General features: G+C 57.5%; 11 protein-coding genes. 3 read left to right on the top strand and 8 right to left on the bottom strand.

What is annotated here, in order from left to right; genetic code table 11:
* Positions 1-241: 241 nt before the first annotated feature.
* From odhB to VMJ32_05680, 5 genes are all read right to left on the bottom strand, one after another.
* Positions 242-1,609, bottom strand: a complete 1,368-nt coding sequence (gene odhB, locus VMJ32_05700) for a 2-oxoglutarate dehydrogenase complex dihydrolipoyllysine-residue succinyltransferase (protein ID HTQ38499.1) — start codon at positions 1,607-1,609, stop codon at positions 242-244.
* A gap of 70 nt (positions 1,610-1,679) precedes the next feature.
* Complete coding sequence (locus VMJ32_05695; GenBank protein HTQ38498.1) at positions 1,680-4,682, bottom strand: 2-oxoglutarate dehydrogenase E1 component; 3,003 nt, start codon at positions 4,680-4,682, stop codon at positions 1,680-1,682.
* 218 nt (positions 4,683-4,900) lie between these two features.
* Positions 4,901-6,676 (bottom strand): tetratricopeptide repeat protein, encoded by a 1,776-nt coding sequence (locus VMJ32_05690; GenBank protein ID HTQ38497.1) that lies wholly within the window; start codon positions 6,674-6,676, stop codon positions 4,901-4,903.
* 177 nt (positions 6,677-6,853) lie between these two features.
* Entirely contained in the window at positions 6,854-7,318 is a 465-nt protein-coding gene (rpiB, locus tag VMJ32_05685; protein HTQ38496.1) for a ribose 5-phosphate isomerase B, read from the bottom strand.
* A gap of 136 nt (positions 7,319-7,454) precedes the next feature.
* Positions 7,455-7,577: a hypothetical protein gene (locus VMJ32_05680; GenBank protein ID HTQ38495.1), complete on the bottom strand. Its 123-nt coding sequence runs from the start codon at positions 7,575-7,577 to the stop codon at positions 7,455-7,457.
* 12 nt (positions 7,578-7,589) lie between these two features.
* Here VMJ32_05680 and VMJ32_05675 point away from each other — a divergent pair, with 12 nt between their 5' ends.
* Positions 7,590-8,915 carry a sigma-54 dependent transcriptional regulator gene (locus tag VMJ32_05675; protein HTQ38494.1) on the top strand — a complete coding sequence of 442 codons (1,326 nt, stop codon included), beginning with the start codon at positions 7,590-7,592 and terminating at the stop codon, positions 8,913-8,915.
* 43 nt (positions 8,916-8,958) lie between these two features.
* On the opposite strand, the gene VMJ32_05670 is transcribed toward VMJ32_05675, so the two are convergent.
* On the bottom strand, positions 8,959-10,689 hold the full coding sequence (locus tag VMJ32_05670) for an FAD-dependent monooxygenase (GenBank protein HTQ38493.1): 1,731 nt from the start codon (positions 10,687-10,689) through the stop codon (positions 8,959-8,961).
* Positions 10,690-10,840: 151 nt separating this feature from the next.
* Between VMJ32_05670 and VMJ32_05665 the strand changes: the two genes are divergently transcribed.
* The gene (locus VMJ32_05665) at positions 10,841-11,341 is read left to right on the top strand and encodes a PH domain-containing protein (protein HTQ38492.1); all 501 of its coding nucleotides are present in this window, start codon (positions 10,841-10,843) and stop codon (positions 11,339-11,341) included.
* Between the two features lie 69 nt (positions 11,342-11,410).
* On the opposite strand, the gene VMJ32_05660 is transcribed toward VMJ32_05665, so the two are convergent.
* Positions 11,411-12,250 (bottom strand): glycosyltransferase family 2 protein, encoded by an 840-nt coding sequence (locus VMJ32_05660; GenBank protein HTQ38491.1) that lies wholly within the window; start codon positions 12,248-12,250, stop codon positions 11,411-11,413.
* A 218-nt stretch (positions 12,251-12,468) separates the two neighbouring features.
* Here VMJ32_05660 and VMJ32_05655 point away from each other — a divergent pair, with 218 nt between their 5' ends.
* A complete protein-coding gene (locus tag VMJ32_05655) occupies positions 12,469-13,623 on the top strand; it encodes a glycosyltransferase (protein ID HTQ38490.1) in 1,155 nt (384 codons plus the stop codon).
* A 22-nt stretch (positions 13,624-13,645) separates the two neighbouring features.
* Here the strand turns inward: VMJ32_05655 and VMJ32_05650 are convergent.
* A partial coding sequence (locus tag VMJ32_05650; protein HTQ38489.1) for a hypothetical protein occupies positions 13,646-13,921 on the bottom strand: 276 nt, incomplete at its 5' end.

The following is a 13,921-nucleotide window of genomic DNA, read 5'->3' as shown; positions in this document are numbered from 1 at the left end:
GGCAGGCAAAGCACGTTGCGCAATTTCGACGGCCTTCCTGGCCAACGCCACCGGCGACCGCGTCATCGCACGTGTGGTTTCCATGACGCATTGATGTAAACTGTTTTCCCATTGGAATCAATAGGGTTTCAACAAAGCCTGTTTATCTGTGTTCATCTGTAGCTATGAAATTTTCAATCTCTCTCCGCGACCTTTGCGTCCTTCGCGGTAAATGATTCTGCCTGGCAGTGAATCAGGTTATTCAAACTTCCAGCAGCATGCGGGTGGGTTCCTCGATGGTTTCCTTAATCCGCTTGAGGAACATCACCGCCTCGCGGCCGTCGACAATGCGATGATCGTACGTCAGGGCCAGGAACATCATTGGGCGTACGACCACCTGGCCGTTGTGGACGGAGGGGCGATCTTGAATGGCGTGCAGCCCCAAAATGCCGCTTTGCGGCGGGTTGACGATGGGGGTGGAGAGCATGGAGCCGTACACGCCGCCGTTGGAAATGGTGAACGTGCCCCCTTGCAGCTCTTCCAACTTGAGCTTGTTCTCTTTGGCCCGGCGGCCGAAATCGGCGATTTTTTGCTCGACCTCGGCAAAGCTCATGAACTCCGCATTCCGCAGCGCGGGGACGACCAGGCCCTTGCCGCCGCCGACCGCGATGCCGATGTCGTAATAATTGTGATATACGATGTGGGGATCGCGCACCTCGGCGTTCAATTGCGGCACGTGCTTGAGCGCGTCGACTGCCGCTTTCACAAAGAACGACATGAAGCCGAGCTTTACGCCGTATTGCTGTTCGTATTGTTCGCGATGCTTGGCCCGCAGGGCTATGACTTCGGTCATATCGACTTCGTTGAATGTGGTCAGCAGGGCGGCGGAATGCTGCGCTTCGACCAGGCGCTCGGCAATCCGGCGGCGAATGGGGCTCATCACCACGAGTTCCTCTTCCCGCGGATAGCCGGAGGAGGAAAGATCGACTTTAGGCTGGCCGCGGGCCAAATCGGCGGGGACAATTTCGCCGCGCAGTTGCGACGTAGCCGAATTGGGAGTTGGAGGCACCTGATGGACCGGTTGCGCTAGTATCGCAGCACCCTCACCTTGCCCTCTCCCAGTGGGAGAGGGTTCTGCAGCGGGCCGCTGCGCTGCGCGCTGGACATCTTCTTTCAAAATCCGGCCGCCAGGGCCGGTGGGCGTGACGGCGTCGGAGGGAATTCCCTCTTGCGCCATCAGCCGCTGGGCGGCGGGCATGACAGGCGGGAGTGTTGCCCTTGAAGCTGGTTGCGAAGGCGAAGGAGTAGGCATTGTCGGAGAGGTGGCTGCGTGGGGGAGATCGTTCACGGCGGGCTTGGGCACATCGGGTGCAGGCGGCGCCGCCGCTTCCGCGCCGGCGGCCATGTAGCCAATGATTTCGCCCACGCGGGCAACTTCGCCGGGCTGCTTTAGAATTTGCGTCAGGGTGCCTGAGACGGGGGCCGGCAAATCGACGGTGGCTTTATCGCTTTCCAGCTCGACGAGGTTTTCATCTTTTTCGGCTCGTTGGCCAACTTGCTTCCGCCACTGGGCAATGTGCACTTCGGTGATTGATTCGCCGACTTCGGGCACTTTCAATTCGACAGGCATGACGGAATCCAAGCGAATGAAGGGTTTGGGTCGAACCTAGCACAAAACCCGATGACATCAAGAGGCGACACTATTCTCCGACGGCGCGGGACAGCAGTTCTTCCTGTTCCAGCTTGTGGCTGCTATGGCTGCCGGTGGCGGGGCTGGCGGCGCTTTGGCGATAGATGCCGGCAAAGGGGAAGCGTTCGAACAAGCGGTCGCCGAGGTGGACTTTCAGATATCGCCAGGCGCCCATGTTTTCCGGTTCTTCCTGAATCCAGAAAACGGGCGTGCCGTCAGGGTAATTGGCCAGCGCCGCTTTGAGCGGTTCTTTGGGAAGCGGATAAAGCTGCTCTATCCGCAGAATGGCCACATTGTGTTTGTTTAATTGGCGGCGTTTCTGCTCCAGCTCGAAATAAATTTTGCCCGAGCAGAGCAAGATGCGGTCCACGGTGGTGCGTTCCGCCGGCGGCACATCGGGCAAGACGCGCAGGAACTTTCCTTCGGCCAATTCGTTCAAAGAACTCACACATAGCGGATGGCGCAGCAAACTTTTTGGCGTCATCAGCACGAGCGGCTTACGCCAGACGCGCAATACTTGCCGCCGGAGACAATGGAACAACTGTGCAGGCGTGGTCAGGTTGGCGACTTGAATGTTGTCTTTTGCCGCTAGTTGCAGGAAGCGCTCCAATCGGGCGCTGGAATGTTCCGGGCCCATGCCTTCGAAGCCGTGGGGCAACAGCAGCACGATGCCGCTGAGGCGGCGCCATTTATCTTCCGCGCTGACAATGAACTGGTCGATGATGACTTGGGCGGCGTTGACAAAATCGCCGAATTGAGCTTCCCACATGACCAGGCCGTCGGGGCAATCGAGGCTGTAGCCGTACTCGAAACCCAACACGCCGGCTTCGGAAAGAGGGCTGTTGTAGATTTCGACGGGGGCCTGATCAAACGTTAAATTGGCCAGCGGCATGTAGCGGCGGCCGCTGGTCACATCGTGCAACACGGCATGGCGATGGCTGAACGTGCCGCGTTCGGAATCTTGCCCGCTAATACGGACGCGCAATTTTTGCACGGCCAGGCTGCCGATGGCCAGGGCTTCGGCCGCGGACCAATCGATGGGGCGGCGCCCATCGATCATTTCGCGCCGTTGTTCCAGCCAGCGCCCGATTTTGGGATGCGGATGGAAACCGCGAGGCACATGCGAGAGCATGCCCAAGAGGTCAATCAACTGTTCGCGCTTCATGTCGGTTTCTACCTCAGCGGCTTCGCGCTCCCGGCCCCCAATGTAAAAGGCCCAGAAGCTGGCCAAATCGGGGCGTTGGACGAATTCTTCGCTTTTGGCGGCGGAAAGCTCCGCATCGAGTTGATTGCGCAATTCGGCGGCGATATGGTCGGCTGCTTCGCGTTCGATGCCGCCCAGCTTGAGCAAGTGATCTAAATAGCCTTCGCGCACATTTTTGCGGCGCTCGATGGCCTGGTACAACAAGGGCTGGGTGAATTGCGGCTCGTCGGCCTCGTTGTGACCGCGACGGCGATAACAGTACATATCGATGACCACGTCGCGCTGGAACTCGCGGCGGAAATCCATCGCCAGCCGCACGACTTGTGCCACGGCCTCGGGATCTTCGCCGTTAACGTGGAAGATGGGAATTTGGAGCATTTTGGCCACGTCGGTGGCGTATGTGGTGCTGCGTCCTTCGGCCGGGCTGGTGGTGAAACCGATTTGATTGTTCAGCACCACGTGCAAGGTGCCGCCGATTTGGTACGCCTCCAATTGGCTGAGGTTCAGGGTTTCCTGAATGATTCCTTCGCCGGCAAACGCGGCATCGCCATGAATTAACAGCAGCATTCCGTGACGGCGTTCCAGATCGTCCACGCGGTCTTGCTTGGCCCGTACGCGGCCCATGGCCACGGGATTAACGAATTCCAAATGGCTGGGATTGAAGCAGAGCGACAAGTGCAGGCGATGGCCGGCTGCGGTTTTTACGTCAGTCGAATGACCGAGGTGATACTTCACGTCGCCCCGGCCGATGTGCAATTCCGGGTCGATATCGGCAAACTCGCGGAAAATTTGTTGCGGGCTTTTGCCCATCACATTGGCCAGCACGTTCAACCGACCGCGATGCGCCATGGCCAGCACGACTTCTTCCACCTTGTGCTGGCCGGCGCGTTCGATGGTTAAATCTAACAGGGGGATCAGCGTTTCGGCCCCTTCCAGTGAAAAACTTTTGGCGCCCAGGAAACGGCGTTGGATAAACTCCTCGAACACGGTGGCGCTGGTCAGCCCGTGCAAAATGCGCAACTGCTCTTTGCGGCTGAGCGTGCAACGGTTTTCCGAACCTTCCATACGATCTTGCAGCCATTGACGAACTTGCAGATCATCCATGTGCATAAATTGCACGCCGATGCTGCGGCAGTAGGTATTCCGGAGCCGCTGGATAATGCGGCCGAGCGTCATAGACTGTGGACCTTCGATGGTGGCGGTGGAAAACTCCTGATCCATGTCTTCCGAGGTGAAGCCGTAAAACATGGGGTCCAACTCGGGCAACTCGGGGCGAGGAAAGCCGAGCGGATCGATTTGCGCTACTAAGTGGCCGCGCACTCGATAGGCCCGAATCAATTGATCGACCCGATCTTGCAAGACGGCGATGTGCCATTGATCGCGGGACTGGGCGGGGCGGGAAGGCGACGGAGTGGGTGGAAACTGAGTGGATGGAATTGGAGAAGGTCCTGCTTGGGGAACCGAGGGGGGCGCTTCGATCGGCGGCGGCACCAAGGCCGCTGCCGAGGTGCGCGCTCCGCGTGGCGGGGCAAACAAGCTGGCCGGGCGAAACGAGGGACCGATTTGCTTGACCGCTAGTGTGGCGCCGTTTCCGTTTCCGTGGTGGCCTTCTTCAGTATCAGCGGAATGTTCATTACCAGGGGCGCCGCCATTTTGGGCACGCGTCATGTCGTCAAAATAAGCGCGCCAGTCGGGCGGAACGCTGTCGGGGTTGCGCAAATAATCGGCGAGCAAACCTTCGATAAATTCCAGGCTGAGGCTGCCGACTTGCTGATCGGGCCCCGTCAAGATGTTTGATGGCGAATTCACAGATGAAGTTAATGCAAAGCCGTTCGATATCGTTGGACAATATTAAAAGGGACTGATTGCCAGTCCCGGCATTCACCGCCTCCGCGTCCGAGTGAATCTTAGCAATCTGGGCCGCGGGAGGTAACCGGGATTTTGAATCATCGCAAATGCAGCATTGACGGGCTGTTGCGACAAACATGGAGTGAATTCACGTGAGAATGCCAGCGACGGCGCGACAATTATGGACGAGACGCTTTATCTTCGGGAGTATCAGCCTGTGGAGGCGTGCCGGGGTTGGCAGGCGTCAAGATTTCGTTTAGCGCGCGCAATTGATCTTCGATATTGTGAATCATTTCGGTATTTCCCTCGTCTTGGGCCAAACTTAGAGCGTGTTTGGCAAGGGCCAGCGCTTCGGCCCAACGCTGCCGATGGGCGTAGGCATTCGTTAAGTTAAAATTGATTCCCAAATGGTTGGGGTCCGCACGAAAGCCCGCTTCCAGCTGAGCCAAAGACTCGTCGGTTTGTCCGTCGGCGGCCAGCGCCATGGCATAGTCGTTGCGATAGTCAGCCACATCTGGCTTCAGCCGGACCGCGTCTTGAAATTGTGCCAATGCGGCCTTGAGCCATTTGCGATCTTTTTGTTGATTCGATTTTTCAAGGAGGTTTTGGGCCAACGCGTAATGGGCATCGACATAATCGGGATTGATTTGCAGGGCTTGCTGAAAATCTTCGCTCGCCGCGTCGGTATTTCCGGCTTTGGCTTCGACTCCCGCCAACAGAGCAATTGCCAACGAACTGCGCGGATTTTCTTTGAGCGTTGCTTGGTATAGTGCTCGTGGGTTGGCATACAAGCTGCTTTGCAGCCAGGTTAATGCCGTGAAGACTCCGACAACTACGATGGGAGTCAATTTGGCCAGCGCGTTGAGAAGGCCATGAGAATGGTGCTGCCAGTAACTTGCACCGGCGGCTGCTAAAGCGACGACGCTAATCAGCGCGAGGTGTTGATAGTGATCGGCCACGCGCGAATGTTGCATGTAGCCCACGTCGGTAAAACCCATTACGGGGAGCAAAGCGATGCACCAAAACAGCCACGCCACGAACAAAGGACGTCCAAAAAAACTGTTTCGCTGCCAATACAACAATCCGGTCACCACGAGCGCGGCCAAGAGCGGCAACCACCACAGCGGATTAACGGCTGAAATGTCCCACTGCGGATAAACAAACAATAAATGAACCGGCACAACCGCTTTCGCCAAATAAAACCAGATGACCCCGCCCGCTCCCAAACAGCGCTGTAAGAAATCGAGGCGGATGATATCGATCTTCCCAATATGTGTTTGAAACCAAATATTCAAAAGCGTCAATAATATCGAGATGACAAAAAATGGTGCGATACGGACGCCATCGGCAACTCCAATGCTTCTGCGCTTCCACCAGATCAACAGCAGTAATATGAATGGGAAAACCGCGACCGAGCCTTTGCTAAGCATGGAGAGAACAAAAGCCAGCAGGCTCAAACAGTACCAAATGTTTTCCTTCGTGATTTTACGTCGCGCAATTTCGATTAAGCCTGTTTGCAAAAAGGACCCCAGCGAAATCAGAAAAAACAACAGCGCCAGCAGGTTTTTCCGCTGGGCGATCCAGGCGACCGATTCGACATTTACCGGGTGCAATGCGAACAACAGCGCCGCCAGGTACGCTCCAGGGACGGCCAAGTTCCGCAGCACCGCCCAGAGCAACAGCGAACAGGCAATGTGCAACGCTAAATTCGTGCAATGATAGCCGGTGGAATCTTCGCCCCAGAGCCGCCACTCCAACCAAAACGAAGTATTCGTAACGGGCCAATAGTCCTGCGGTTCGGTGGTGAACCAAATACGATATAAACCATGGGGAAGCGCAATGACTTTGCTTTGCGAAATTAGCGCCTCGTCGTCGAAGATAAAATCACCGTGCAGGGCGGGCCAATAAGCGACGCACGTCAGCCCAACAAGCAGGGCGGCACCAGCCCACGCCATCCGCCTTGACTGCATGGACCGCGCATCATCTCTAAACGAATTGGAGTGGCTTGCCACGGTGGAACGTTGCTGGGTTCTCGCCATATGCAAAGCGCGGCGGCTATTTTATCGATTCAAACTCGGTTTTGTTTCAGATGGCACAGTCGCCAGAATGGCAGGCGTTGTGCGGCGTAACATTCATAGTTTTCCCGCAATGGCGTCGGCTTCGATTTTTTTGACTTTGTCCAAGCGTCGCTGATGCCGGGCCGCGCCGGAGAACTCCGCCGCCAAAAATGCCCGGATGACTTCGCTGGCCAATTCGGGACCGATGACGCGGGCGCCCAGGCAAAGCACGTTCATCGAATCATCTTCGACGCCTTGTCGGGCGGAGAAGGTGTCGTGGCACATGGCGGCGCGAATGCCGGGAACTTTGCACGCCGCCACGCTGACACCCACGCCGCTGCCGCAGACGACAATGCCGCGTTGAGTGCGGCCACTGCGAACGGATTCGGCCACGGCCAGGGCGTAATCGGGATAATCGTCGTCCGGCACCAAGTTAAGTGCGCCGCATTCCAGCACGCTGTGACCGTCGGCCCGCACTTGTTCCATCACATGCTGTTTCATGGCAAAACCGGCATGGTCGCAACCGACGGCGATAATCATGGTTTTACTCCCAAGGATCAGTAAGCGGCCTTTGCCCGATTATTTCCTACAACCGTCACTTTCGAAACTCCCCCGCTGCAAACCTTGCGCCCGCGTTGACGTTGTGCACCTGTGACGTAGATAAACTTCGACGGATTTACTGTTTACCTCCGCTGTCGGCAATTTTATAGCGCGGTTGTTGTTTGCATACCTTTGAGGCTGCCGCGATGGTGATTTCATGAAAAAAGGCTCGCTCCTGCTGGTTGATGACGACCGACACGTTTTAACTTCCATGGCCGATTGGCTGCGGGAGCAGGGTTACAAAGTGGACGTCGCCGGCGACTATGCCTCGGCGGTGGCAGCCGTGGATCGCAAAACATACGACCTGTTGTTGGTCGACATTCGACTGGGCGAGCGCGATGGTTTTGAAGTGCTGGCTTATTCACGACAGCGCAACCCGGCCGTGCCCGTGATTCTGGTCACTGGCTACGGCACGGTGGAAACGGCGATCGAAGCCATTCGGGCCGGAGCGTTCGATCTGCTCACTAAGCCCTTGATCGACGAAGAACTGGAGCTGGCCATTCACCGGGCCTTAAATCAGCGCGAAGTGCTGGAAGAAAACAAAAACTTGAAGGCCCAACTCGACATGCGGTTCGGCATCGAAAATGTCGTCGGGCACGATCACCGCATGCGCCGCATTTTCGACATGATTGAAAGCGTGGCCGATACCAAAGCCACGGTGCTGATCACCGGCGAAAGCGGAACGGGCAAATCGATGGTGGCCCGAGCGATTCATCGCCACAGTGCCCGGCGCGACAAACCGTTTGTGGAAGTCGCTTGCGGGGCGTTGCCGGAGACGCTGCTGGAGAGCGAACTGTTCGGCCACGTGGCCGGTTCGTTCACGGGCGCGACGGGAGACAAAGTCGGCAAGTTCAAGCTGGCTGACGGCGGGACGATTTTCCTGGACGAAATCAGCACCGCCAGCGCGGCCATGCAAGTAAAGCTGCTGCGGGTGTTGCAAGAGTTCGAGTTTGAGCCAGTCGGCGGAAGCAAAACCATTCGCACCGATTGCCGCGTGATTTTAGCGACCAACGAAGACCTTTCGAAAGCTGTGGCCGAAGGACGCTTTCGACAAGATTTGTATTACCGCGTGAATGTGATCAACATCGAGCTGCCGCCGCTGCGAGAACGCCTGAGCGACATTCCGCTGTTGGCCAAGCATTTTCTCGACGAAGTTTGCGAGGAATCGGGCCGCAAAGTGAATGGCTTTGCTGACGACGCCCTGACCGCTTTGCAGCGTTACCGCTGGCCGGGCAACGTGCGGGAATTGCAAAATGTGGTCGAACGGGCCGTGCTGCTGGGGAAAACCGACACGATGCAAGTGGAAGATTTGCCGCCGCAATTGGCGGCCGAGGCCCCGCTTTCGGCCCATCCCGAGCCGGGCCGCAATTTGAAGCAGGCCATGACCGCCCCGGAAAAGCAAATTATTTTGGAAGTACTCGAGCGCAATAACTGGAATCGCCAGGCCACCGCTCAGGAACTGGGCATCAACCGCACGACGCTCTACAAAAAGATGAAGCGCCTGGGCCTGGAAGACGAGCGGTTTGCGCGGCGGTAGAAATTGCTTCAACCTGAGAATTGCGGCCAAGCCGATTCGCTGGCTAGTCTCGGAACGTGCGCTTCAAATAAGCCCGCAATCGATCGAGATCGGCCTGTTCAGCCCTGTAGCCGACGTAGCCATCGGGGCGGATTAGAAAGCCGCTGCCAGAACTGGGGCGATAAATCCGGCCGAATTCGTTGCGGCGGTCGACCACTGTGGGCAGGCCTTCGATTTCGGGAACATCGCAATCGGAATGGATGATTGCATACGTTTGAATGCGGCCGGCGAACTGCTGAAACAGCGCCGCGGCAATCGCAGCGAAGCGTTGGCAATCGGCCGCTGGATCGGCGCTGGCGGTATACAATAGCAGCGTGTGATGCGGGCCGCGGAGCAAATCGAACAAGCGAAATTCGTGGCGCGTGAAGGCGCGCTGCAGTCCGCAGACGTCCGGAGCGCGGTGGCCGGGTAGCGGGCCAGGCGCTGCACCCTCACCCCGGCCCTCTCCCAGAGTGAGAGGGAGGGAATTTTCGCCCGACGAATCGCCGCCGATCCAAGGACTGCCGCGGTAATTCAAAAACAGTTGGGAATCTTCGCGGATGGGTTCTTGCTCGTCCACTTTGCCCTGGAACATTTTGTTCATCCGCTTGGTGGTCCGTTCGACAATTTGCTGGCCGATAGGGCGGCGTTCCGCTTCGTAACTATCGAGCAGATTGGCCGAAGCAAGGCCGTGGACATGCAGGGCTAATTTCCAGGCCAGGTTATAAGCGTCTTGCAAACCGGTGTTCATGCCTTGGCCGCCGATGGGCGGATGCAAATGGGCGGCGTCGCCGGCCAAAAAAACTCGGCCGATGCGGTATTTCGCGGCCAAGCGATGGCTGATGCGATAAAACGCCGACCAGCGCAAATTGCTGGCTTTGACGTTTGCTGGGAAAAACCAACCGAGCAATTCCTGCGCTTGCTCAAGGGTGGGGCCGATGTCGGCAATGCCGTGTGTTGGTTGTCCACCGGAATTGAGTTCTGCGGGAAGCATTGCCTCGGGAGCGACCGTGCTGAAACGGTAGCGGCGCGGATTGCCGGGCACCGGAATGCACGCCCCGCCTCCGACCGGCTGGCCCTTTTCGATCCGAACCATGCGATAGGCGTAGCCGCGTTCTAAATCGCCGCTTAGTTCCACGTCGACCAGGAAAAAAGTTTGCTCGTAATGTTCGCCTTCGAAAGGCACATTGAGTGCCCGGCGAACGGCGCTGCGACCCCCGTCGCACCCCAAGAGATATTGGCACTCGACTTGCTCGGCGCTTCCGTCGGCGTGCTTCAAAGTGGCGCTGACGCAGCTGTCGGTTTGTTCCAGAGCGGTTAATTCGACGCCCCGTTCGATTTGGCCTCCGAGCGAACGCAAATGATCGGTTAGAATTCGTTCGGTATCGTATTGGGCCAGAACCAGGAATCCATACGCGCCGTCGGGCAAAGCGACGCCAACTTTTTCCTGTTGGTAGACATCGCCGCTGGTGAGATTGACTGCGCCTTTTAAACCCAGTCCGGCCGACAGAGCCTGCTGCACAACGCCCAAATCGTCCCACACTTCCAGCGTGCGGGGGGTGACGCCCAGCGCTTTGCAATGGGGAGCGGGCTTTTCCAGTCGTTCGATCAGCCGGCAGGCCACGCCGTGGCGGCGAAGCTCGGCAGCCATCATCAGGCCGACCGGCCCGGCGCCGACCACTAAGAGATCGTTGGAGCGGCTCATGTTGCTTGGTTGAATTTTGAAGCAATTGAGATTGTACTCGGGAAAAATCATAATATCGCCATGCTGACCTACCCTGGCAATCCGAAACGCGTTTTGTTAGCTTTGGGTTGCCAGTTCTGGATGGCCTCACGCCCACTTCCGCAGCGCGACCAACGGTCGCGGCTTTATAAATTTAGAGCACTATTCGAAACTCTGAACGCGCATGAAACAAGCTATTGCCGGCGTCGCTCCGAGCCAACTGCAAGAAGTGACCGTCACGATCGAGTGGCCGACGATTGCGGCCACGGGGTTGGGGCGGTTCCTGGGGCGATTGTACGCCATTCGGGCTGGCTTTTGGATTTTCACGCTAGGTCGGTTGTTCATGGGACTGACGCTGCCGATTGGATTATTTCTGTTCTTCTGGATGCTGGCGCCGTGGAATGTGCGCCGGTATCGGTTGACAAATCGCCGAGTGATTGTCGAAGCCGGCGCTAAATTCAAGCCGGAGCAGTTTGTAGATTTGAATCGTTTCGACGCCATCGCCATTGAAGTGCGTCCGGGGCAGGGGTGGTATCCGGCGGGCGATATGATTTTCAAGCTTGGTCCGGTCGAAACGCTGCGTCTGGCGGGCGTGGGTTATCCTGAGGCATTCCGCGCCACGTGTTTGAAAGCACATCAAGCGTATGTGGGCGTGCGGAAAGCCGTAGGTGCGGCGAGCGGTTGAAATCCGCCGCGTGCTCCACAAAATCAGACAAGCCCACGGCTTGCAAGTCGTGGGCTTACAACGGCAACTTCAAGCGGCATGGATAAGCCCGGGTTGCGATTGCTTCACGATGCCGTAGGGCGTCCAGATGGCGCGCGTTCGGCGAGTTTCGCGGCGAATGGCTTGATTCCGCGCCAGAGCTTCCTGCTGCACATAACCACGGGCGTGATCTAAATGTACGCACACGGCCCGGTAGCGAAGGCTTTTGCTGCGTAAGCCAGAATTTACGAGCCGCTCGCCCAGTTCACGATCTTCGCCGCCGTATTCCATGCGTTCGTCGAAGCCGTTAACGTCCAGTAGCGCCTGCTTCCAAGTAGAGGCGTTGCCACCGTTCCACGTGGCCTTGGTGGTGGTGAACCGATCGCACCACGCAGCCCAGCGTGGCCCGGCTGACAGCTTCAACAACTTGCTGCTCCAGGGCATTCCTTGGCGGCGGAGCCAAGCCGTCTGATGTGCCCGGCCCGCTAAGATGTCGGCTTTGGAGATTTTGCGGCTGACGTCCATGGTCAAGCGCACGGCACCACCGGAGAGGAAGAAGCCCGGCTCGGCCCAGCGGGCGTGCTGGGCCAAAAAATCGGAGCGCGGAATACAATCGCCGTCGGTGAAGACGAGGTAATCGGCTTGGGCTTCGATGATGGCGCGGTTCAAAATGGTGCACTTGCGAAAGCCCTGGTCTTCGTGCCAAACATGGCGGATGGTTAATCCGGTTTCGGCGCGAAGGCGATCGATTGTGCTTCGCGTTTGGTCGTTCGATCCGTCGTCGGCGATCACCAACTCAAAATCGGCATGGCTTTGCGCAGCAAAGCCCCGAATCACGTTCTCCAACCAGACTGGCTGGTTATATGTACTGATGATTACGGACAGGCGCATGTTCGTATTTTCTTGCAGCAACTATCGCGGGCCACCAAGGGCAGTGAGAATGGTAGCGTCAATCCACAGCAGAAACTACAGCGACTTGGATGACGCTGTTTTCGGCTTGTCGCTAGCGGCACAAATCACTACTATTTGCCGCTTGTTTTTGCTTAGGATTGACCCCGCCGGCGCCCTGCCAGCGGCGCGTTGTTCGGTTCTTGCTCATGAGGCTAGTTATGTCGTCAACGCCTATGTCATCATCATCCGGGCCGGAAATTGCGCTGTGCGTGGTAACGTATCAACGACCTCGTAATTTGACCTTAGTGCTGGAATCGATCGTCGCCCAGCGCGGCGTGTCGCCGGGGCAGATGGAATTGGTGGTCAGCGACGATGGTTCCACGGATCAAACACCGCAATTGGTCGAAGAATTTCGCCGGCGCGTGCGGTTTCCCGTAAGCTTTGTCACGCATCCGCATTTGACGTTTCAGGCGGCTCGGTGTCGGAACGCCGGGGCGGCGGCAACCCGGGCTCCGTATTTACTGTTTTTGGACGGCGATTGCATTTTGCCGCCGCAGCATGTGGCTACACATTTGAAGCACCGCCGCCGGGGAGTGGTGTTTAGCGGCGATTATGGTCGATTGGACGAAACCGCCTCCAAGTGCGTGACCGCGGAAACCATTCGGCGGGGCGAATTCTCGGACTTGCTGGGCGCCACCGAGCGCCGGCGGCTGCAGAAGTTGGACCTGAAATCGCGGTTTTACAATTTTGTGCGTCATCCGACCAAGCCGCGCAGTTTACGCAGCGGCGATTTCAGCATTTGGCGCGAAGATTACCAGCGGATTAACGGCTTCGACGAAAACTTTTGCGGCTGGGGAGGCGAAGATGACGATTTGGGTTGGCGTTTGCGACGGGCTGGAATGCGCATTCAATCGCTGATGCGGTGGACCTATTCGTATCATTTGTGGCATCCGGTGGATGTTACGGCTCCCGCCGTGCCCAAGCTGGCGCCCAATGCACGGTACACCTGGCGTAAAGGAAAGTTAATTTGCTGCCGAAATGGATTGATCAAGCGCACCTGGAACGACTTGGCCGTGCGAATAGTGGGCGCTCCGGTCCAGACAGAGACTGTAGAACGAATGATTGCGGGGCGCATTTCACCCTGGACAGTCGGCGGGCGGCCCGAGGTGGAAATGTTGTTTTTGCCGGGCGAAGGTCAATTCAGCGGGACGGCCGATTGCAACGTGTTGGTGGCCCTGGAAGATTCAGCGGACGTGAAACGTCTGGCAGCGCAAGCACACTTGGTCGTTAGCCCGACCGAATTGGAACACCCGCAAGATGTGCTGAGCTTCCCGCTTGACCGCTGGACCCAAGCATTGGAGGCGGTGGCTTGAACAGAAAGTCATCGCAGCACAATTATCGTGGCACGTTATCCACGGCAATTTCATTGACCAGTGTTTCCCCGGTCAGATATTTCATGGCGGCGTGCTGGGCTTTCTGTTTGCAATAGAAATTCGCGCATCGTCCGCGGAGCACTAATGTTTCGCCGCTGACTTCAACCTGTAATCCCTGAATAGCGCCGTTGGTTTGGCGGCGGATTGCTCGCCTGATGCGCACCAAACGCCGGCGCTGCTCATCGACACCTGCGGCTGACAAAACAACTTTGGCTACCGGCGATGTGGAAGCCGTTTG

This window comes from Pirellulales bacterium, assembly GCA_035499655.1.
GTDB lineage: Bacteria > Planctomycetota > Planctomycetia > Pirellulales > JADZDJ01 > DATJYL01.
The sequence above is the reverse complement of the archived record's forward strand: the minus strand, read 5'-3'. Positions and strand labels throughout refer to the sequence as shown.

Coding starts and splice junctions, on each gene's coding strand:
- VMJ32_05675 (HTQ38494.1), top strand. CDS start 7,590: ATGGCCGATTGGCTGCGGGAGCAGGGTTACAAAGTGGACGTCGCCGGC.
- VMJ32_05690 (HTQ38497.1), bottom strand. CDS start 6,676: ATGGCGTGGGCTGGTGCCGCCCTGCTTGTTGGGCTGACGTGCGTCGCT.
- VMJ32_05660 (HTQ38491.1), bottom strand. CDS start 12,250: ATGCGCCTGTCCGTAATCATCAGTACATATAACCAGCCAGTCTGGTTG.
- odhB (HTQ38499.1), bottom strand. CDS start 1,609: ATGCCTGTCGAATTGAAAGTGCCCGAAGTCGGCGAATCAATCACCGAA.
- VMJ32_05670 (HTQ38493.1), bottom strand. CDS start 10,689: ATGATTTTTCCCGAGTACAATCTCAATTGCTTCAAAATTCAACCAAGC.
- rpiB (HTQ38496.1), bottom strand. CDS start 7,318: ATGATTATCGCCGTCGGTTGCGACCATGCCGGTTTTGCCATGAAACAG.
- VMJ32_05665 (HTQ38492.1), top strand. CDS start 10,841: ATGAAACAAGCTATTGCCGGCGTCGCTCCGAGCCAACTGCAAGAAGTG.
- VMJ32_05655 (HTQ38490.1), top strand. CDS start 12,469: ATGTCGTCAACGCCTATGTCATCATCATCCGGGCCGGAAATTGCGCTG.